This window comes from Microbacterium sp. zg-Y818, from assembly GCF_030246905.1.
Taxonomy (GTDB): domain Bacteria; phylum Actinomycetota; class Actinomycetes; order Actinomycetales; family Microbacteriaceae; genus Microbacterium.
Genome location: NZ_CP126741.1, coordinates 577121 through 596511 on the forward strand (window position 1 = coordinate 577121; position 19391 = coordinate 596511).

Consider the following 19391-nt stretch of genomic DNA (forward strand, 5'->3'; position numbering starts at 1 on the left):
GGACCCGACACAAGACAGAGCCGTCACCCCCTGGGAGTCACAACGATGAGTCACCCCACGCCCACCTCGGGCTTCACCCCTACCGGCACGATCGCCGTCGCGAAGGACCGCAGGAGGGTTGTCTTCGCCACGGTCGTCGGTACCACCGTCGAGTGGTACGACTTCTTCCTCTACGCCTCCGCCGCGGGCCTGATCTTCGGCCAGCTGTTCTTCGCCCCCGCCGGCGAGGAGTTCGCGCAGATCCTCTCTTTCATCACGGTGGGCATCAGCTTCCTGTTCCGCCCGCTCGGCGCCTTCCTCGCCGGGCACCTCGGTGACAAGTACGGTCGCCGCCTGGTACTGATGCTCACCCTCATGCTGATGGGCGTCGCGACCACTCTCGTCGGTCTGCTGCCGACGTATGCCGCGATCGGCATCGCCGCCCCCGCCCTGCTGATCTTCCTGCGCATCCTGCAGGGCATCTCCGCGGGTGGCGAATGGGGCGGCGCGGTGCTCATGGCCGTCGAGCACGCACCCAAGGGCAAGCGCAGCCTGTTCGGTGCCTCGCCGCAGATCGGCGTGCCGCTGGGTCTGCTGCTGGCCAGCGGCATGCTCGGCCTCATGGCCGTCATCGCTCCAGGGGACGCCTTCCTCGAGTGGGGCTGGCGCATTCCGTTCCTGCTGTCGTTCGTGCTGATCCTCATCGGCTACTACGTGCGCAAGAAGGTCGAGGAGAGCCCGGTGTTCACCGAGCTCGCCGAGCGCAAGGAGCAGACGCGCATGCCGATCGTGCAGCTGTTCCGCAAGCACGCGCTGCTCGTGATCATCGCTGCACTCGTCTTCGCCGGCAACAACGCCATCGGCTACATGACCACCGGTGGCTACATCCAGCGCTACGCGACCGACCCCGAGGGTCCGGTCGGTCTGCAGACCGCCGACGTGCTGGGCGCGGTGACGATCTCCGCCGTGTCGTGGCTCGTCTTCACCTGGATCGCCGGCTGGGCGGGCGACAAGATCGGCCGCCGCAACACGTACCTCGTCGGCTGGGGGCTGCAGCTCGCGGGCGTGTTGGCCCTGTTCCCGCTGGTGAACACCGGCAGCATCGAGCTGCTCACCCTGGGGCTCGTGCTCCTGACCGCCGGCCTCGGATTCACCTACGGGCCGCAGGCGGCGCTGTACGCCGAGCTGTTCCCGGCATCCATCCGGTTCTCGGGGGTGTCGATCTCGTACGCGATCGGCGCGATCCTCGGTGGTGCGTTCGCTCCGACGATCGCGCAGGCGCTCGTGCAGGCGACGGGGTCGACCGATGCCGTGACTTTCTACCTCGTCGGCATGACCCTGCTCGGGCTGGTGGCCACGTTGCTGCTGCGCGACCGCAGCGGCATTCCCCTCGGACCCGACCACGAGGAGGAGCAGGCCAAGAGCCCGATCTACGGGCTGTCGAGGGCCTGACCCGCTGATGCGGAGGGCCCGGATGCCGCAGCATCCGGGCCCTCCGTCGTCACCCGTCCAGGGCCTCGCGGATCGCGTCGGCCGAGCGTTGCAACCGCTGCGCGATGGTTGCGGGGTCGGCCTGGCCGCCCACATGCACGACGGCGATCGCCGCGGGGCGGGCCGGCGCGCGCAGTCGCAGCGGCACGGCCACCGACCGCACCGTCGGGATCACCTCGTCGGCGCTGATGGCGTAGCCGCGCTCGGCGGCGGCGGTGACCTGGTCGACGAGCGCCGCCGGCAGCGGCAGCGGCACCGGCCAGTGGTCGGGAGCCAGGGTCGACAGGATCGCCTTGCTCGGCGCGCCGACGGTGATCGGATGCCGCGCCCCGGGGCGCTGCACCACCGACGCCACGGCATGTCGCGGCTCGACGCTGGCGAGCGTGACGCACTGGTCGTGATCGAGCACGGCGAGGAAGCACGTCATGCCGAGCTCGTTGGCGACCGCGGTGAGCTCGGGGAGGGCCTCGGCCTGCAGGTCGTGGGCCACGCCGGCGGCCAGGGCGGCCAGGCGCGCGCCGAGCGTCAGCCGGCCGGAGGCGTCGCGGGAGACCAAGCCGTGGTCCTCCAGGGTGCGCACCAGCCGGTAGGCCACCGAGCGGTGCACCTCCAGGCGCGCTGCGACCTCGTCGATCGTGAGCGGCTCCGAGGCGTCTGCGAGCACTTCCAGAATGCGGATGCCGCGGCTCAGGGTCTGCGATGCGGGGGACTCGGGCACGGGCATCCTCTCCGCCGGAGCTTGCCGAGCGGCATCCGGTCGTATACGATCTGTTCAATAGTAGAACGACGTGTTCGAATATAGAACACGATGACGACGGCGTCAACGCATGACGTCGCGTCCGAGGAAGGAATCGACGACGATGCAGTTCCACCACCACGGCTATGTCTCCACCGACCCGCGCGTGCAGCCCGCGGCGGGAACGGGCCTCGACCGGCCCGCCGAGCTTCCCGACGAGATGGACGTGCTCATCGTCGGCTCAGGGCCGGCCGGCATGCTGCTGGCCGCACAGCTGGCTCAGTACCCGTCCGTGACGACCCGCATCGTCGAGCGCCGTCCCGGCCGCCTCGCGATCGGGCAGGCCGACGGCATCCAGGCGCGCAGCGTCGAGACGTTCCAGGCCTTCGGCTTCGCCGAGCGCATCACCGCCGAGGCCTATCGCATCAGCGAGATGAACTTCTGGGCGCCGGACACCGCCGACCGCTCTCGGATCGTCCGCACCGCGCGCGCCGACGACGACCCGCATGGCATCAGCGAGTTCCCGCACCTCATCGTCAACCAGGCCCGTGTGCTGGACTACTTCGGAGAGGTCGCCGCGACCTCGCCGGGGCGGATCACCCCCGACTACGGCTGGGAGTTCGTCTCGCTCGAGGTCGGCGAGGGGGAGCGCCCGGTCACCGTCACCCTGGAGCGCACCGACGGGCCCGACGCCGGCGAGCAGCGCACGGTGCGCGCACGGTACGTCGTCGGCTGCGACGGCGCGCGCAGCAAGGTGCGCCAGGCCATCGGACGCCGGCACATCGGCGACCAGTCCCGGCACGCGTGGGGCGTCATGGACGTGCTGGCCGTCACCGACTTCCCCGACATCCGCATCAAGTGCGCCATTCAGTCCGAGCACGGCAGCATCCTGCACATCCCCCGCGAGGGCGGACACCTCTTCCGCATGTACGTCGACCTGGGCGAGGTGCCCGAAGGTGACAACGGCAAGGTGCGCACGACCCCGCTGGAGACGATCATCGCCAAGGCCAACGCGATCCTCGGGCAGTACACGCTCGAGGTGAAGGACGTCGCCTGGTGGTCGGTGTACGAGGTCGGGCACCGCGTGACCGACAAGTTCGACGACATCGATCCCGGACAGGACGGCACCCCGCACGTGTTCATCTGCGGCGACGCCTGCCACACGCACAGCGCCAAGGCGGGCCAGGGCATGAACGTGTCGATGCAGGACGGGTTCAACCTCGGCTGGAAGCTCGGCTCGGTGCTCACCGGCCGGGCGCCCGAGGCCCTCCTGTCGACGTACTCCGCCGAGAGGCAGGAGATCGCGCAGAACCTCATCGACTTCGACAAGGAGTGGTCGAGCCTCATGGCCAAGAAGCCCGAGGAGTTCGACAGCCCCGAGGAGCTCGCCGAGTTCTACACGGCCACGGCGGAATTCCCCGCCGGGTTCATGACGCAGTACCGGCCGTCGATGATCGTCGGCGAGGCGACCCACCAGGACCTCGCCACGGGCTTCCCCGTGGGCAAGCGGTTCACCTCGGCGCCGGTGGTGCGCATCGGCGACGCGGTGCCCGCTCACCTCGGCCACCACGCCCGGGCCGACGGCCGCTGGCGCATCTACGCCTTCGCCGACCGCGACGCCTCGGCCCTGCGGGCGTGGGCGGACTGGCTGGCGACGGCATCCGACTCGCCGGTCGTGCGCTTCACCCCGGCCGAGGCCGACCTCGACGCCGTGTTCGACGTGAAGGCCGTCTACCAGCAGGACCACTCCGAGGTGGAGATGGCGGACATCCCGGCGGTGTTCCTGCCGCGGGTGGGGCCTTTCGGGCTGATCGACTACGAGAAGATCTACGCCGCCCGCGGCGACGACGACATCTTCGAGCGGCGCGGCATCGACCGCGGCGGCGCGGTCGTGGTGGTGCGGCCGGACCAGTACGTCGCGCACGTGCTGCCGCTGAGTGACCGCCAGGAGCTGGCGGACTTCTTCGCGCAGCACATGCGGGAGCCGGCGGCCGTCCCGGCCTGACCCGGGCGGCTTTCGTCGGCGCCGTTGGCGTTGCCGAAACAAGGGGATCTGCCGGAATGCGGATGTCGGCGGCGAGTCCGTCCTCGTTTCGGCGGATCCCCGCATATCGGCGCACCCGCGACGGGAGAGCTCCGCCCCGTCAGGAGTTCACGCGGATGATCTCCTGCTGGTACGGGGCGATGACCGACGACGAGATGCGCAGGTCCAGCAGCAGATAGGGGCGCTCGGATGCCGGCTGGGCCGCCCATTCCGCCAGCGCCTCCAGGTCGGCCAGCTTGCGCACGACCACACCGCGCGCACCGACGGCGGATGCGAGGCCGGCGAAGTCCACGTCGGGGATCATCATCGGGCCGCGGGCGACGCCTTTCAGGCCGTACAGGTTCACCTCGGCGCCGTACGCGCCGTCGTTCCACACCACCGCGAGCCCCCGCCCACCGGCGACGCGCACCGCGGACTCGAGGTCGGCCAGCGCCATGAGGCCGCCGCCGTCGCCGGTGGTGAGCACCACCGTGGCATCCGGCTGCGCCAGCGCCGCGCCGGGCACGCTCGGAAAGCCCAGACCGATCGACTGGAAGGCGGTGCCGATCATCATCATGCGGTCGGGCGACGCAACCGGCCAGTACATGTTCGCCCAGCCGATGAAGTGCCCGCCGTCCGAGACCACGACGCGGTTCTCCGGCAGCAGCTCGCCGATGCGCGCAGCCGCCGCGCGGGGGTCGAGGCGGCCGTCGGCGGCGAACTCCTCGCCGGCCCGCTGGGTGCGCAGCGCGGCGATGTCGACGCTCTCTCGCCAGCCGGACGGTGCGGCGCCGAGCCCCGTCACAGCGGTGGCGAGGGCATCGGCCACCACAGCGGCGTCGCCGCGGATGAACCCGCCGACGTGCGGGTGGGTCGCCGCGGGTGCGGTGTCGACCTGGACGACGCGGGTGCCCGGTGCGAACAGGTCGCCGAAGCGCATCGTGAACTGGTTCAGCGACGCCCCGAACACCACTGCGACGTCGGCGTCGCGCACAAGCTCCATCGCGCCCTCGGCCCCGAATCCGCCGGTGACGCCGAGGTCGTATTCCGGGCGGGGGAAGACGCCCCGCCCGAGCGCGGTCGTCGCCGTCACCGCACCGGTGGCGTCGGCGAGGCGACCGAGTGCCGCGCCGGCGCCCGAGACCCACGCGCCGCGGCCGGCCAGCAGCAGCGGGCGGCGGGCGCCGGCCAGCGCGCGGGCGAGGTCGTCCACGGCGGCGCGGGCGAAGGGTCCAGGCTGCAGGGGCGCCGGCAGCACCGGCTCCGGCGCCGTCGGGATCGGCCCCGCCTCACGGGTGGCCACGTCGTAAGGGATCGCCAGCACCGTCGGCACCCGGTAGGTCAGGGCGTGCTCGATGGCGATGACGGTGGTCGCGGCGGCATCCGTCCGACCCACGGTGTATGTGCGGGCGCCGACGGCCGCCGCCAGCGCGATCTGGTCGACGTCCCAGGGGCGCGGCCCAGAGGTGGGCTCGTCGCCGACGACGAGCACCAGCGGCACGTGCGCCTGAACGGCCTCGGCCAGTGCGGTGAGGGTGTTGGTGAACCCGGCGCCGTACGTCGCGGTCGCGGCGGCCAGGCGCCCCGAGGCGCGGTGGTAGGCGTCGGCGGCGACGACGGCGCCCGCCTCGTGACGGACGGCAGTGAACGAGGCGTCGGTGTCGCGAACGATGGCGTCGAGGAACCAGGCGTTGCCGTTGCCCATCAACCCGAAGACGTGATCGATGTGGGCGGCGAGAGTGACGGCGACGTGCGCGGAGACGGAGGGCATGGGTGGTGCTCCAGGTACAGGGACGGTGATCGGATGCCGTATGTGTCTGGCCCGCCCGCCCGCGACCGTCGTCGGTCGCGGGCTTCCGGGTGGCTGCGTGCCCCTTTTTCGGGCACCGGCGGCGCACGGCCGCCGGACGTCACCGAGTATAGGGTCATTTGCGCGGGGATCGTATACGATCATGGGGACGTGTGTGTGCGGCATCCGACGACGAAGGAGTCCTAATGACTGACGACCGCGAAACCGAGCTGCTGGCCTCCGTTCCAGAGGGCCTGTTCATCGACGGGGCCTGGCGTGCGGCATCGGACGGCGGCACGCTCGACGTCGTCGACCCCGCCACCGGCAATGTGGTGAAGACCATCGCCAGCGCCTCGGTCGCCGACGGTGTGGCCGCCTTGGATGCCGCTGACGCGGCGTTCCCGGCCTGGGCGGCGACCCCCGCCCGTGAGCGGGCGGAGATCCTCCGCCGGGCCTTTGACCTGCTGCAGGAGCGGAAGGAGGACTTCGCGCTTCTGATGACCCTCGAGATGGGAAAGCCCCTCGCCGAGGCGCGCGGTGAAGTCGCCTACGGTGGCGAGTTCCTGCGGTGGTTCAGCGAGGAGGCGGTGCGCGCGAACGGCCGTTACGGGGCGAACCCCGAGGGCACCGGCCGCATGATCGTCACGCAGCACCCCGTCGGACCGTGCTTCCTCATCACGCCGTGGAACTTCCCGCTCGCGATGGCGACCCGCAAGATCGCGCCCGCGCTCGCCGCCGGCTGCACCGTGGTCGTCAAGCCCGCCGCGCTGACGCCCCTGACCACCCTCGCCTTCGCGAAGCTGCTGGAGGACGCGGGGCTTCCCGCCGGCGTCGTCAACGTCGTCACGACGCGATCCTCGGGTCCGCTGTCGGACGCGATCATCGCCGACCCGCGCCTGCGCAAGCTCTCGTTCACCGGCTCCACCCCGGTGGGCGTCTCGCTGCTGGAGAAGGCGGCGAAGGGGGTGCTCCGCACGTCCATGGAACTCGGCGGCAACGCCCCGTTCATCGTCTTCGACGACGCCGACCTCGACAAGGCCGTCGACGGGGCGATCGCGGCGAAGTTCCGCAACATCGGCCAGGCCTGCACCGCCGCCAACCGCTTCATCGTGCACCGCGGTGTGGTCGACGAGTTCGCGCGCCGCGTCACCGAGCGCGTCGAGTCGTTCCGTGTGGGCCGCGGCACCGAGGAGGGGGTCGTCATCGGCCCGCTCATCGACGACAAGGCCGTGGCCAAGACCGGCGAGCTGGTGGCCGACGCGGTCGAACGCGGCGCGACGCTGCGCGCCGGCGGCGAGCCCATCGATCGGCCCGGCTCGTTCTTCGCCGCGACCGTGCTCAGCGACGTGCCCGCCGGAAGCGACATCCTGCGCGAAGAGATCTTCGGTCCGGTGCTGGCGATCGTCCCGTTCGACGACGAGGACGACGCCGTGCGCATCGCCAACGACACCGAGTACGGGCTGGTGTCGTACGTCTACACCGAGAGCCTCAGCCGGGGGCAGCGCATGATCGAGCGCCTGCAGACCGGGATGATGGGGCTCAATGTCGGCGTGGTCTCCAACGCGGCGGCGCCCTTCGGCGGCTGGAAGATGTCGGGCCTCGGACGCGAGGGCGGCGCCGAGGGCATCCACGAGTACCTGCAGACGAAGTACACCCTCACGGCGAACCCGTTCGGCTGAGGCCCCAACTCCTCAAGGCGGCATCCCCCATGATGGGGCCATGGATGCCGCCACCCTCCGCCGCGAGCGCCTGCGTTCGCACCGACTGAGCGCGCCGGCGGCCAGCGTCGCCGATGCGGCATCCCACATGCTCGCCGTGCAGGCCCAGGAGTTCTGCGGAGGCCGGTGGGCGCTGGCCGCCCGCACCCGCGGCGCGCCGGCCCTGAGCGACGTCGACGCCGCCTTCGACCGCGGCGAGATCGTGCGCACGTGGACCATGCGCGGCACGATCCACATCGTGCCCGCGCGGGACCTCGGCTGGGTGCTGGCGGTCACCGGCCCACGTCAGCGCCAGCAGGCGGCTGGGGTGCACCGGTCCGAGGGCATAGACGACGCCGAGGCGCTGCGGGCGGAGCGCGCCGTCCGCGCGGCGCTCCGCGGCGGCGGACGGCTCACGCGCGCCGAGATCTTCGCCGTGCTCGAAGCGGCGGGCGTGTCGACGGCCGGGCAGCGGGGTTACCACCTGCTCGTCGTGCTCTCGACGCGGCTGGTGATCTGCCAAGGGCCCGTCGTCGCGCGCGAGGGACTGCCGACGCGGGAGCAGCGTTTCGTGCTGGTGGAGGAGTGGGCGCCCGATCAGGTGGCGCCGGCCGAGCCGCTGGCGGAGTTCTTCCGTCGGTTCGTCGCCTCGCACGGTCCGGCCGGGCCGCGCGACTTCACCTGGTGGTCTGGTCTTCCCCTGGGCGTCGCGCGTCGGGCCGCCGATGCCGCAGCCGAGGACGTCGAAGTGGTAGCCGAGCGTGCGGGCGAACAGCTGTACCTCAGCCGCTCCCGCGCCCCGCGGCGTCTGCTGTCAGCGCCCCGCATCCTGGCGCTCCCGCCGTTCGAGGAGTCCTATATCTCCTACGCGGATCGCACCGTGGCCTGCCCCGCCCCGTTGCTCGGAGAGGTCGGGCCGGCCAAGAACGGCATCGTCAAGCCCATCCTCGTCGCCGAAGGGGAGGTCGTGGGGGTGTGGTCGACGTCGGTGGCGGCCAGCCGGCAAGCCCGGCTCCCGGTGGCGCGGGTCCTGGCGCCCGATCGGGTCGAGGCGCCCGAGGTCGACGCCGCGTTGGCCCGCTTCTCACACTTCCTCGGCCGCTGAGGCGGGCGCCGGCGCTCAGCCCTGCGCGTGCCGCTCGAGGAAGTCGTACACCTCGTTGTCGTCGACGCCCGGGAAGGCCCCCCGCGGCAAGGGCGAGAACATCTGCATGTGCACGCGGGCGCTCGGCCACGCCTTGCCCTCCCAGCGCGCGGCGACGTCAGCCGGCGGGCGTCGGCAGCAGGCCTCGTCAGGACACGACGACGACACCCGCTTGGGCGTCTCGCGGCCGCGGAACCACCGAGCGTCGTCGAAGGGCACCCCGACGGTGATCGAGAACTCCCCGTCGGACGTGGTGCCGGTCTGCGTCGAACACCAGAAGGTCCCGGCCGGTGTGTCGGTGTACTGATAGTGCTCGGTGGTGCGGTTCTGCTCCTCGAACGCCGATCGCGCCAGGAACCGGCGGCACACCACCTGCCCCTCGACGGCCCCCGTCACATCCATCGGCAGCGGAAGCCCGTCGTTCTCGTACACGCGTGAGATGGCGCCGTTCCCATCCACGCGCAGGAAGTGCAGCGCAATGTCGAGGTGGGTGGTCAGCAGGTTGGTCATGCGCATGCCGGCGGCTTCGTGGGTGACGCCGAACGCGTCGCGGAAGTCCTCGACGGCGAGGTTGCGGTCACGCTTGGCCTGCTGCAGGAAGGCGACGGATGCCGCCTGGGGCATGAGGCAGCAGGCTGCGTAGTAGTTGATCTCCAGCCGCTGCTGCAGGAAGTCCGCGTAATCGGTGGGCTGACGGTGGCCGAGCAGTCGGTGGGCCATGGCCTGCAGCGCCATCGAGCGCAGTCCGTGGCCGCCGGGGATGGATGCCGGGGGGAGGTAGATGCGCCCGTTCTCAAGATCGGTCACCGACCGGACCGAGCTCGGCAGGTCTCCGGCGTAGATGAGCTCGAACCCCAGCTGGGATGCCATGATGCTCACCGTCCGGTGGGTGAGCGCCCCCGCGACGTGACCGGCGGCCTTCAGCTGCTTCTCGGCCAGGGCCTCGATCTCAGGCAGATGGTTCGCCTGCTCCCGCATCGCCAGCCGCAGCTCAGTGTTCGCGCGCCGTGCCTCTTCGGGCGTCGCGATGGCCTCGCGCTCCCGCCGCTGCAGCTCGCGGTGCAGGCCCAGGAGCGACTCGAGGGTCTCGTCCGGCGTGCCCTTGGTGACCTTCACCGGCGGCACACCGAGACGACGGAACACCGTGCTCGCCTGCGCGCGGTCGAGTTCGATCTCGAGCGCGGCGCGCCGGTTCGGCGGCTCTGCTGACAGCAGCTCGGCGACCTCGGTCCCTGTGGCCTCGGCGATGGCCTGCAGCAGGGACAGCTTGGGCTCGCGCTTGCCGTTCTCGATCAGGCTCAGCTGGCTGCCCGCCACGCCCACGAGCGCCCCCAGCTCATCGAGGGTGAAGCCGCGCGTGAGGCGGTGGTGACGGATCCGGTGACCGAGCGTCGTCAGTTCCAGGGAGGATGGGGGCATTCCTTGATGCTAGCGAAAGAATCGCGATTCTTGCGTGCCCGAGTCGCTGTAAGAGTGCGCCGCACCCCGGCATCCTGAAGGTATCGCCGCAGAAGGAGAGACCATGGCACTCGCAGACATCTTCGCCCGCCCCGCCACGACCGCGGTGCGCCGGGTGCCCACAGCGGTACCGAACGGCAAGCGCCCCGCCCTCAGCGGTGAGGCGGCCGAAGCCCTCTTCGCATGGGTGGACGAGATCGCCGCACTCACGCAGCCCGACCGCATCCACTGGGTGGACGGGTCGGCGGCCGAGAACGACGCGCTCCTGCACGAGATGGTCGCCGAGGGAAAGCTGATCAAGCTGAACCCCGAGTGGCGGCCGGGCTCCTACCTGGCGCGCTCGCACCCGAGCGACGTCGCGCGCACCGAGGGGCGCACCTTCATCGCCTCCGAGCGCGAGGAAGACGCCGGACCCACCAACAACTGGGTCGCCCCCGACGAGATCCGCGCCACGATCACGCCGCTGTTCGCCGGCTCGATGCGCGGACGCACGATGTACGTCGTGCCCTTCTCGATGGGCGCCGTCGGCGGGCCCCTGTCGCACATCGGCGTGCAGATCACCGACAGTGCCTACGCCGTGGCATCCATCGGCATCATGACCAAGGTCGGCCGGAGTGTCGTCGACGAGATCGCCGCCGGCAAGCACTGGGTGAAGACGGTGCACTCGGTCGGTGCGCCCCTGGCCCCGGGCGAGCAGGACGTCGCCTGGCCCTGCAACGACGACAAGTACATCGTGCATTTCCCCGACACCCTCGAGGTCTGGTCGTACGGCTCCGGCTACGGCGGCAACGCGATCCTGGCGAAGAAGTGCTTCGCGCTGCGCATCGCCTCGGTGATCGGCCGCAACGAGGGGTGGCTCGCCGAGCACATGCTGCTCATCCGGGTGATCGACCCGAAGGGCAAAGCGTTCCACATCGCCGCGGCCTTCCCGTCGGCGTGCGGCAAGACGAACCTCGCCATGCTCCGCCCCACCCTCCCCGGTTACCGGGTCGAGACCCTGGGCGACGACATCACCTGGATCCGCCCCGGCGAGGACGGGCGCCTGTGGGCCATCAACCCCGAGGCGGGCTTCTTCGGCGTCGCCCCCGGCACGGGTGAGTCGACGAACGTCACCGCGGTGGAGACCCTGTGGGGCAACACGATCTTCACCAACGTCGCGCTGCGTCCCGACGGCGACGTGTGGTGGGAAGGGCTCACCGATGAGGCGCCCGCTCACCTGACCGACTGGGAGGGGAATCCCTGGACCCCCGACAGCGGCCGCCCGGCGGCGCACCCCAACTCCCGCTTCACGGTCGCCGCGGCCCAGTGCCCGCAGATCGCCGCGGACTGGGACGCTCCCGAGGGCGTGCCGCTGGATGCCATCCTCTTCGGCGGCCGGCGGGCGACGAACGTGCCGCTCGTGGTCGAGGCCACCGATTGGGCACACGGAGTGTTCCTGGGGTCCAACATCTCGTCCGAGCGCACCGCGGCCGCCGAGGGGACCGTCGGAGAGCTCCGTCGCGACCCCTTCGCGATGCTGCCCTTCTGCGGCTACAACATGGCCGACTACTTCGCGCACTGGCTCAAGGTCGGTCAGCAGGTGCGATTCGACCGGGCGCCGCGCATCTTCCAGGTCAACTGGTTCCGCAAGGGCGCCGACGGCCGCTTCCTGTGGCCGGGCTTCGGTGACAACTCCCGCGTGATCGACTGGATCGTCCGTCGCGTGCAGGGCACGGTGCCGGCCGTCGACAGCCCCATCGGACGGCTCCCGCGCATCGAGGACCTCAACCTCGACGGCGTCGACGTCTCGCCGCAGGACCTCGACGAGCTCTTCGCGATCGACCCCGCACTGTGGCTGCAGGAGGCGGACCTCACCGAGGAGTTCTACGGCACCTTCGACGGACGGGTGCCCGCCACCCTGTACGCCGAGCTCGCGGCTCTGCGCTACCGGCTGAAGGTCGCCCAGCGGGGCTGAACAGCAGGTCACAGAACGGATGCCGCGGCCCTGGGGGTCGCGGCATCCGTTCTGCGCCCGCGGTGTGGGCGCTCCCCGCTCACACCAGCAGCTGGTGCTTCGCGAGATCCCGGTACAGCGGGGTCGAGGCGACGAGCTCGGAGTGCGTGCCCTGGCCCACCACCCGGCCGCGGTCGATGACGACGATGTGATCGCTGTCGACCACGGTCGAGAGGCGATGGGCGATGACCACGAGCGTGCGGCCGGTGGCCACCGCATCGATCGCCTCACGCATGCGCTGCTCGTTCAGGCCGTCGAGCGACGATGTCGACTCGTCGAGCAGCAGGATCGGCGGCGCCGCCAGCAGCGCCCGCGCGATCGCCAGTCGCTGGCGCTCACCACCAGAGAGCATGACACCGGCCTCGCCGACGGGAGCGTCAAGACCCAGCGGGCTGCGCTCGAGCACGTCGCCGAGGTTGACGCTGCGCAGCACCCGCTCGCACTCGTCGTCGGATGCCGAAGGCGACGCGAGCCGCAGGTTGTCCGCGATGCTGCCGGCCAGCGTCGGCGCGTCCTGCTCCACATAGCCCAGCTGCGCGCGCAGCTCGGCCCGGTCGAGGGTGCGGATGTCGCGGCCGTGCAGCAGGATCGCGCCATCGGTGGGGTCGTAGAACCGCTCGATGAGGGCGAGCGTCGTGCTCTTGCCCGCGCCGGACGGGCCGACCAGCGCCACGCGGGCGCCGGCGGGCACAGTGAACGAGACCCCCCGCAGCACGTCTGTGTCGCCCGCGGCGGCGTCGTCGTCGATCAGCTCGACCGCCGCGGCATCCACGTGCGCGTCGGCGAGCGTCCGCAGCGCCTCGCTCTCTGCGGTGCGCCGGGCGGCGACGACCGCCTCGGGGTAACGGAACCGCACGTCGCGGAACTCGATCGCGGGCGCGGCGCCGTCGGCATCCGCAGGTGACGGCGCGGCCGCGGCAGCCGAGATCGCGGCGTCGTCGTCCGATTCGGCCGGCAGATCCAGCACCTCCTGGATGCGGCCCAGGGCGCCGAGGGCCTGGTTGACCGAGGTGATGGCGCCGAAGAACGACGCCAGCGGCTGCACGAGGAAGAAGAGGAACATCACGAACGTGACGAGCTCGGCGATGGAGATGGCTCCGGAGGCCACGCGGAAGCCGCCCACCCCGAGCACCACCAGCAGCGACACCTGCAGGGCAACGCCCGCCACCGGCACGACGAGCGCCGAGGCCTTCGCGACCCGCACCCCCGCGTCGTACGCGCCGCGCGCGGTGTCGTCGATCGTCTGCTGCTCGCGCTCGGCGGCACCCGCCGCGCGGATCGTGCGGATCGAGCCGATCGCACGCTCCACCCCCGACGACAGCTCGCCGACCTTCTGCTGCTGGGCCTGCGTGGCCGAGCGGATGCGGCCGCTGAGCAGCCCCACGACGGTGGCCGAGGCGGCGATCACCACGAGGATGAGCAACAGCAGAAGCGGGTCGATGAGCAGCATCGCGACCATCGCGCCGACGAAGATGAGGACGCTGCCGATCGAGTCGGCGAACCCCTGCGTGAGCACGGCGTAGAGCAGCGTGGTGTCGGTGCCCACGCGCGAGACGAGGTCCCCGGTGCGCCGTGCGTCGAACTCCCGGATCGGCAGGTGCAGCAGCCGGGAGATGAGGCGCCTGCGGCTCGAATAGACCACCGCGGTGCCGGTGCGCTGCAGCAGATAGTGCTGCCAGGCTCCGATCAGCGAGGATGCCACGACGAGCCCCACCAGCACCCAGACGAGCATGCCGAGCATCTCGCCGCCCTGCACGCGCTCGATCACCTGGCCGACCACGAGCGGCTGGCCGAGGGTCGCGAGGGCCTCGAGCACGCTGAGGACCGCCACGACGACGAGCACGCGCTTGTGCTCCAGCAGGAACGGCAGCAGCTGCTTCAGGCTCGCGCGGGGGCCGTCGGTGGTGGCGCGGCGGCCAGCGCGGCCGCGGGAGGGAGCGGGGGAGGACATGTCTGATACCTCGTTCATGCGTGGGGGTTCATCGTCGACCGTACTTCTTGTGCACTGCTTGTTTGCTGACCCCGAGGGCTGCGGCGATCGCCTGCCAGGAGAATCCGAGGTTGCGGGCCCGCCGCACCTGCGCCTCCTCCGCACGCGAGAGCTCCTTGCGCACCGCCGTGAGGCGGTGCAGCTCGGCGATCGGCTCGCGCTCGCCCGGCGTGCCGATCAGCGTCCGGATGTCGTCTGCGCTCATGGTCTGCTCCTTCGACGGGTCAACAATAGTTGACGGCCGGGGTGGGGTCAACGTATGTTGACGTTCGGCGTCGTCGATGTCTGGAGGCGGCGCTACTGTGGTGCGGTGCCAGAACCGGTCATCGCCGCCCACAACCTCGTCAAGGCCTACCGCTCCAAGGGAAAGCCCGACTTCCTCGCCGTCGACGGGCTGTCGTTCGAGGTAGCGCCTGGGGAGTCGTTCGGCCTTCTCGGACCCAACGGCGCCGGCAAGTCCACCACCATGAAGATGATCGGCGCGGTGTCCACCCGCACCAGCGGCGACCTGCAGATCCTCGGCCTCGACCCCGACCGCTACGGACCCGAGATCCGGTCGCGCCTGGGGGTCGTGCCCCAGCAGGACAACCTCGACGGCGAGCTGAACGCCCGCGAGAACCTCTACATCTACGGTCGCTACTTCGGCCTGCCGGGCAAGGTGTGCGCAGCGAAGGCCGATGAGCTGCTCGCCTTCGCCCAGCTGCAGGACAAGGCCAAGAGCAAGGTCGACCAGCTCTCCGGCGGCATGAAGCGCCGGCTCACCATCGCCCGCGGCCTCATCAACGACCCGCGCATCCTGCTGCTGGACGAGCCGACGACGGGCCTGGACCCGCAGGCCCGCCACGTGCTGTGGGATCGCCTCTTCCGTCTGAAGGAGCGGGGCACCACCCTCGTGCTGACGACGCACTACATGGACGAGGCCGAGCAGCTCTGCGATCGCCTCGTGGTCGTCGACAACGGCCGCATCATGGCCGAGGGCACGCCCACGTCGCTCATCCGTGAGCACTCCAGTCGCGAGGTGCTCGAGGTGCGCTTCGGCTCCAGTCGCAATGAGCAGGTGGCCGCGCAGCTGCAGGGCATCGGCGAGCGCACCGAGGTGCTGCCCGACCGCATCCTCATCTACGCGCACGACGGCGAAGCCGCCCTCGAGCGGGTCACTGCGACCGGCCTCGAGCCGATCACGAGCCTCGTGCGTCGCTCGTCGCTCGAGGACGTGTTCTTACGGCTCACGGGAAGGTCGCTGATCGAATGACGACACCGAGCGATCCTCAGGCTCCGCAGCCGCAGACCGCGGTGGCCGAGAACCCATCACTGGCGCAGCTGCGCGCCGAGGCGATGCAGTGGGGCCGCAAGCCCCGGCGCTTCGGCGGCTGGTACGTCACCGAGCACATGGTGCGGGCGATGCGCGCCTACGGCTGGACCATCGTGATCGGCGCCCTCGGGCAGCCGGTGCTGTACCTCCTCGGCATGGCCGTGGGGCTCGCGGCCCTCATCGACGCGCCCATCACCGACCGCGGACAGCAGGTGGACTACCTCGTCTTCGTGGCGCCGGCGCTTCTGATGACGGCGGCGATCGCCGTGGCATCCGAGGAGTTCACCTACCCCGTCATGGCCGGGTTCAAGTGGCGCCGCTACTTCTACGGGTTCAGCGCGTCGCCGATCGCCTCCGCGCAGATCGCAGCGGGAGTCGTCGCCGGTGCCGCCGCGCGCATGGTCGTGACGGTCGTCCTCTACTACCTTTTCCTGTGGCTCTTCGGCGCCGTGCCCGACCCGGCGACCGGCTGGCTCTCGATCTTCGCCGGATTGGCCGCCGGACTCGCCTTCGGCATCCCGGTCATGGCCTACGCCGCGTCGATCGAGGATGACAAGGGCCAGTTCGCGCTCGTGCAGCGCTTCATCTTCATGCCGATGTTCCTCTTCTCGGGGACGTTCTATCCGCTCAGCGAGCTGCCGGGCTGGCTGCAGTGGATCGGCTGGATCTCGCCGCTCTGGCACGCCACCGAGCTCGGGCGGGCGGCCACCTACGGCGACGGGGTGCCGCCGATGCTCGCGGTGCACGTCGCGTACCTGCTCGTCCTGGCGCTCGGGGGCTGGTTCCTCGGCCGGCACTACTTCGAACGGAGGCTGGCGAGGTGAGCGTGGGTCGCACAGAGGGAACGCGCGGGCCCGCAGAGAGGGCGACGGCAGCGGATGCCACGCCGCGTCGTGGCGGCGTGCGGGCGCTGTGGGCCGGCAATCCGTGGGCGGTCGTGCAGCGCGGGCTCCTCGCCGCGCGCTCGTCGAGTTGGATCGTCGTGCTCTCGGGGTTCTTCGAGCCCGTCTTCTACCTCGCCTCGATGGGCATCGGGCTGGGAGCGCTCATCGGCGATGTGCAGACCAGCGGTGGCGTCGACGTGCCCTACGCCGCCTTCATCGCCCCGGCGCTGCTTGCCGTGTCGGCGATGAACGGCGCGGTGTACGACTCCACGTGGAACGTCTTCTTCAAGCTCAACTACGGCAAGCTCTACGAGGGGATGCTGTCGACCTCGCTCGGCCCGCTCGACGTCGCGCTCGGGGAGATGCTCTACGCCCTGCTGCGGGGGCTGCTGTACGCCACCGGATTCCTCATCATCATGCAGGTGCTGGGGCTGAACCTCGCCCCCACGGCGATCCTGGCGATCCCCGCGGTGCTGCTGATCGCCTTCGGCTTCGCGAGCCTCGGCATGGCGGTCACCAGCTACATGAAGACGTTCCAGCACATGGACTGGATCAACTTCGTGCTGCTGCCGATGTTCCTTTTCTCCTCGACGCTGTATCCGATCACGGTCTACCCCGAGGTCGTGCAGTGGGTCGTCAAGGCGTTCCCCCTGTGGCACGGGGTCGAGCTCATCCGCGGGTTCACCACCGGGGTCATGAGCCCCGACATGGGATGGCACATCCTCTACTACGTCGTCATGATCGCCGTCGGGCTGGTGTTCACCACCAAGCGGATGCGGGCCCTGTTCCTGGACTGACATCAGACCCCATGCACAGACGGCGGATGCCGCGGAGCCTCGGCCCCGCGGCATCCGCCGTCTTGTCGGTCGTGTCAGAGTGAGCCGGTGGCCCCGAGGCCGATGTTGGTCTCGTACTCGACGTCCTTGGTCTCCTTCGAGAGCATGAGGGCGATGAAGGTGAGCACCGCTGAGCCGGTGAGGTAGACGCCCACGAGCCACGGCTGACCGTCGGCGGCGGCCCACAGCGCCACGGCCACCAGCGGTGCCAGAGCGGCGCCCAGGATCGACGAGACGTTGTACGAGATCGCCGACCCGGTGTACCGGACGTTCGTGGGGAAGAGTTCGGGCAGCACGGCGCCCATCGGTCCGAACGTCACGCCCATCAGCATGAAGCCGAAGATGAGGAACGCCTGGGTGAGGGCGCCGGTGAACTTCGGGTCGGCGTGCGGCAGCAGGAACACGTTGAACAGCAGGCCGAACACCGCGATGGCGGCGGTGACCCACAGCAGGAGCTTGCGACGTCCGATGCTGTCGGCGACGGGGCCTGAGAGCAGCGTGAAGATGCCGAAGAACACCACGCCGATGATCTGCATGATGACGAAGTCGGTGTAGCCGAACCCGAGCCCCGGCACGTACGTGGCGGCGTCGAAGGCTTGGCCGGCGTCGAGTGCGGCCTGCTCGGCGGCCTCGAGCCCCGGCTTGGTGCCGTACGACAGGGTGAAGCTCGTCATCAGGTAGAAGAGCACATAGGTGGCCAGCATGATGAACGTGCCGAGGATGAGCGGGCGCCAGTGGCGGCGGACGACCTCACCCAGCGGGAACTTGTGGATCGCGCCGGTCTTCTCCGCCTTGGCGAAGGTCTCGGACTCGACGAGCTTCAGTCGCACCCACAGTCCCACGATGACCATGACCGCGGAGAACAGGAACGGCACGCGCCAGCCCCACTCCAGGAAGTCGGCGGAGCGCTGAGCCGGACCGTCGGGGTGGGGGAGGGCGAAGTTGATGATGAGGAACACGCCGTTGGCGATGATGAACCCGATCGGGGCGCCCAGCTGCGGAAAGGTGCCGTACCAGGCGCGTTTGCCCTTCGGCGCGTTCTCGGTGGCCACGAGCGCGGCACCGGACCACTCCCCGCCCAGGGCGAAGCCCTGTGCCAGACGCATGAGCAGCAGCAGCAGCGCCGCCCACCAGCCGATGTCGTTGTAGGTCGGCAGCAGGCCGATGAGGAAGGTCGCGATGCCCATCGTCAGCAGCGAGCCCACGAGGGTCGCCTTGCGGCCGAAGCGGTCACCGAAGTGGCCGAAGATCACCGCACCGATGGGGCGGGCGACCATGGCGGCACCGAACACCGCGAACGACGACAGCAGGGCCGTCGTCTCGTCGCCGGTCGGGAAGAAGAGGATGGGGAAGACCAGGACGGCGGCGGTCGCGTAGACGTAGAAGTCGTAGAACTCGATCGTCGTGCCGACCAGGCTCGCGGTGATGACGCGCGAGCGGGGGTTGGCGGGGACGGCGGATGCCGCGGGTGCTGAGGACATGGAGGAGGAAGCCTGTCGACAAGTGTTGGTCCCGTCCGGGTAGGACGGTCCGGTGGCAGGCGTCCGGAGCGGGGTGGTGCGGCGGGCGTCTCAGCGCTGAATCACCGGTGTGCGTCCGCGTTGTCGCGGTCGCACGGTGGTCCATCCTAAGCCGCTGCCGGGCGCGCGCCCGGCAGCGGCGCGGGATCAGCGCCAGATGACGGCGATGGCCGCGTTGAGCAGCGTCAGGACCCCGACGGACCAGAACATGGCCGAGGGTACGGCGCCCGTCTTGCGCTGGCGGCCGGTGCCGATGCCCAGGAGCGCGCCGATGACCAGCAGCACGCCGAGCTTGACGCCGAGCTTGACGTAGTTGAGGTCGTACTCGATGCCCCAGGGGGCGGCGAGGGCGAGGCCGGCGACCGCCGCGATGGTCATGCCGATGGTCATGAGAGACGTGAAGCGGCGGCGACCGCCGAACGCCTCGACGGCCCAGGCGCCGAAGAGCACGGCGAATCCGGTCAGGTGGATGAAGACGACGATGTGCCGCAGGAGTTCCATGGGCTCAGTGTAGCCAGACCTTCAGGCATCCTGATGGT

The 19391-nt window shown here is 70.4% G+C and carries 15 protein-coding genes; 8 read left to right on the forward strand and 7 right to left on the reverse strand.

Annotation, left to right across the window (positions count from 1 at the left end; genetic code table 11):
• The first annotated feature begins 45 nt into the window (after positions 1 to 45).
• Positions 46 to 1431 carry an MFS transporter gene (locus tag QNO21_RS02540; RefSeq protein WP_257515105.1) on the forward strand — a complete coding sequence of 462 codons (1386 nt, stop codon included), beginning with the start codon at positions 46 to 48 and terminating at the stop codon, positions 1429 to 1431.
• A gap of 49 nt (positions 1432 to 1480) precedes the next feature.
• Here the strand turns inward: QNO21_RS02540 and QNO21_RS02545 are convergent, their stop codons facing one another.
• The gene (locus tag QNO21_RS02545) at positions 1481 to 2194 is read right to left on the reverse strand and encodes an IclR family transcriptional regulator (RefSeq protein WP_257519618.1); all 714 of its coding nucleotides are present in this window, start codon (positions 2192 to 2194) and stop codon (positions 1481 to 1483) included.
• 136 nt (positions 2195 to 2330) lie between these two features.
• Here QNO21_RS02545 and QNO21_RS02550 point away from each other — a divergent pair, with 136 nt between their 5' ends.
• Positions 2331 to 4211 (forward strand): FAD-binding monooxygenase, encoded by a 1881-nt coding sequence (locus tag QNO21_RS02550; RefSeq protein ID WP_257519617.1) that lies wholly within the window; start codon positions 2331 to 2333, stop codon positions 4209 to 4211.
• 139 nt (positions 4212 to 4350) lie between these two features.
• On the opposite strand, the gene QNO21_RS02555 is transcribed toward QNO21_RS02550, so the two are convergent.
• Positions 4351 to 6000, reverse strand: a complete 1650-nt coding sequence (locus tag QNO21_RS02555) for a thiamine pyrophosphate-binding protein (RefSeq protein ID WP_257519616.1) — start codon at positions 5998 to 6000, stop codon at positions 4351 to 4353.
• Positions 6001 to 6224: 224 nt separating this feature from the next.
• Between QNO21_RS02555 and QNO21_RS02560 the strand changes: the two genes are divergently transcribed.
• The gene (locus QNO21_RS02560; protein WP_257519615.1) at positions 6225 to 7697 is read left to right on the forward strand and encodes an NAD-dependent succinate-semialdehyde dehydrogenase; all 1473 of its coding nucleotides are present in this window, start codon (positions 6225 to 6227) and stop codon (positions 7695 to 7697) included.
• A 40-nt stretch (positions 7698 to 7737) separates the two neighbouring features.
• A complete protein-coding gene (locus QNO21_RS02565) occupies positions 7738 to 8820 on the forward strand; it encodes a winged helix DNA-binding domain-containing protein (RefSeq protein WP_257519614.1) in 1083 nt (360 codons plus the stop codon).
• A 15-nt stretch (positions 8821 to 8835) separates the two neighbouring features.
• Here the strand turns inward: QNO21_RS02565 and QNO21_RS02570 are convergent, their stop codons facing one another.
• Complete coding sequence (locus tag QNO21_RS02570) at positions 8836 to 10278, reverse strand: XRE family transcriptional regulator (protein ID WP_257519613.1); 1443 nt, start codon at positions 10276 to 10278, stop codon at positions 8836 to 8838.
• Between the two features lie 103 nt (positions 10279 to 10381).
• Here QNO21_RS02570 and QNO21_RS02575 point away from each other — a divergent pair, with 103 nt between their 5' ends.
• Entirely contained in the window at positions 10382 to 12271 is a 1890-nt protein-coding gene (locus QNO21_RS02575; protein ID WP_257519612.1) for a phosphoenolpyruvate carboxykinase (GTP), read from the forward strand.
• 79 nt (positions 12272 to 12350) lie between these two features.
• On the opposite strand, the gene QNO21_RS02580 is transcribed toward QNO21_RS02575, so the two are convergent.
• A complete protein-coding gene (locus QNO21_RS02580) occupies positions 12351 to 14261 on the reverse strand; it encodes an ABC transporter ATP-binding protein (RefSeq protein WP_257519611.1) in 1911 nt (636 codons plus the stop codon).
• A 28-nt stretch (positions 14262 to 14289) separates the two neighbouring features.
• Positions 14290 to 14505 carry an AsnC family protein gene (locus QNO21_RS02585; RefSeq protein WP_257515504.1) on the reverse strand — a complete coding sequence of 72 codons (216 nt, stop codon included), beginning with the start codon at positions 14503 to 14505 and terminating at the stop codon, positions 14290 to 14292.
• A 105-nt stretch (positions 14506 to 14610) separates the two neighbouring features.
• On the opposite strand from QNO21_RS02585, the gene QNO21_RS02590 reads away from it, so the two are divergent.
• From QNO21_RS02590 to QNO21_RS02600, 3 genes are all read left to right on the forward strand, one after another.
• Positions 14611 to 15552, forward strand: coding sequence for an ABC transporter ATP-binding protein (locus tag QNO21_RS02590; protein ID WP_257515505.1), 942 nt, complete (start codon positions 14611 to 14613; stop codon positions 15550 to 15552).
• Positions 15549 to 16436 carry an ABC transporter permease gene (locus tag QNO21_RS02595; RefSeq protein WP_257519610.1) on the forward strand — a complete coding sequence of 296 codons (888 nt, stop codon included), beginning with the start codon at positions 15549 to 15551 and terminating at the stop codon, positions 16434 to 16436. The genes QNO21_RS02590 and QNO21_RS02595 overlap by 4 nt, the downstream gene beginning before the upstream one ends.
• Positions 16437 to 16513: 77 nt before the next feature.
• Complete coding sequence (locus tag QNO21_RS02600) at positions 16514 to 17293, forward strand: ABC transporter permease (protein WP_257519718.1); 780 nt, start codon at positions 16514 to 16516, stop codon at positions 17291 to 17293.
• Between the two features lie 74 nt (positions 17294 to 17367).
• On the opposite strand, the gene QNO21_RS02605 is transcribed toward QNO21_RS02600, so the two are convergent.
• Both QNO21_RS02605 and QNO21_RS02610 read right to left on the reverse strand, forming a co-directional pair.
• A complete protein-coding gene (locus tag QNO21_RS02605; RefSeq protein WP_257517054.1) occupies positions 17368 to 18813 on the reverse strand; it encodes an MFS transporter in 1446 nt (481 codons plus the stop codon).
• A 186-nt stretch (positions 18814 to 18999) separates the two neighbouring features.
• Complete coding sequence (locus QNO21_RS02610) at positions 19000 to 19353, reverse strand: Fe-S protein (RefSeq protein WP_257519609.1); 354 nt, start codon at positions 19351 to 19353, stop codon at positions 19000 to 19002.
• Between the last annotated feature and the right edge of the window lie 38 nt (positions 19354 to 19391).

Excerpts from the sequence above, each read along its gene's own strand:
- QNO21_RS02545 (WP_257519618.1), bottom strand. The coding sequence starts at position 2,194 with ATGCCCGTGCCCGAGTCCCCCGCATCGCAGACCCTGAGCCGCGGCATC.
- QNO21_RS02555 (WP_257519616.1), bottom strand. The coding sequence starts at position 6,000 with ATGCCCTCCGTCTCCGCGCACGTCGCCGTCACTCTCGCCGCCCACATC.
- QNO21_RS02550 (WP_257519617.1), top strand. The coding sequence starts at position 2,331 with ATGCAGTTCCACCACCACGGCTATGTCTCCACCGACCCGCGCGTGCAG.
- QNO21_RS02610 (WP_257519609.1), bottom strand. The coding sequence starts at position 19,353 with ATGGAACTCCTGCGGCACATCGTCGTCTTCATCCACCTGACCGGATTC.
- QNO21_RS02575 (WP_257519612.1), top strand. The coding sequence starts at position 10,382 with ATGGCACTCGCAGACATCTTCGCCCGCCCCGCCACGACCGCGGTGCGC.
- QNO21_RS02580 (WP_257519611.1), bottom strand. The coding sequence starts at position 14,261 with ATGTCCTCCCCCGCTCCCTCCCGCGGCCGCGCTGGCCGCCGCGCCACC.
- QNO21_RS02585 (WP_257515504.1), bottom strand. The coding sequence starts at position 14,505 with ATGAGCGCAGACGACATCCGGACGCTGATCGGCACGCCGGGCGAGCGC.
- QNO21_RS02595 (WP_257519610.1), top strand. The coding sequence starts at position 15,549 with ATGACGACACCGAGCGATCCTCAGGCTCCGCAGCCGCAGACCGCGGTG.
- QNO21_RS02560 (WP_257519615.1), top strand. The coding sequence starts at position 6,225 with ATGACTGACGACCGCGAAACCGAGCTGCTGGCCTCCGTTCCAGAGGGC.
- QNO21_RS02540 (WP_257515105.1), top strand. The coding sequence starts at position 46 with ATGAGTCACCCCACGCCCACCTCGGGCTTCACCCCTACCGGCACGATC.
- QNO21_RS02565 (WP_257519614.1), top strand. The coding sequence starts at position 7,738 with ATGGATGCCGCCACCCTCCGCCGCGAGCGCCTGCGTTCGCACCGACTG.
- QNO21_RS02605 (WP_257517054.1), bottom strand. The coding sequence starts at position 18,813 with ATGTCCTCAGCACCCGCGGCATCCGCCGTCCCCGCCAACCCCCGCTCG.
- QNO21_RS02570 (WP_257519613.1), bottom strand. The coding sequence starts at position 10,278 with ATGCCCCCATCCTCCCTGGAACTGACGACGCTCGGTCACCGGATCCGT.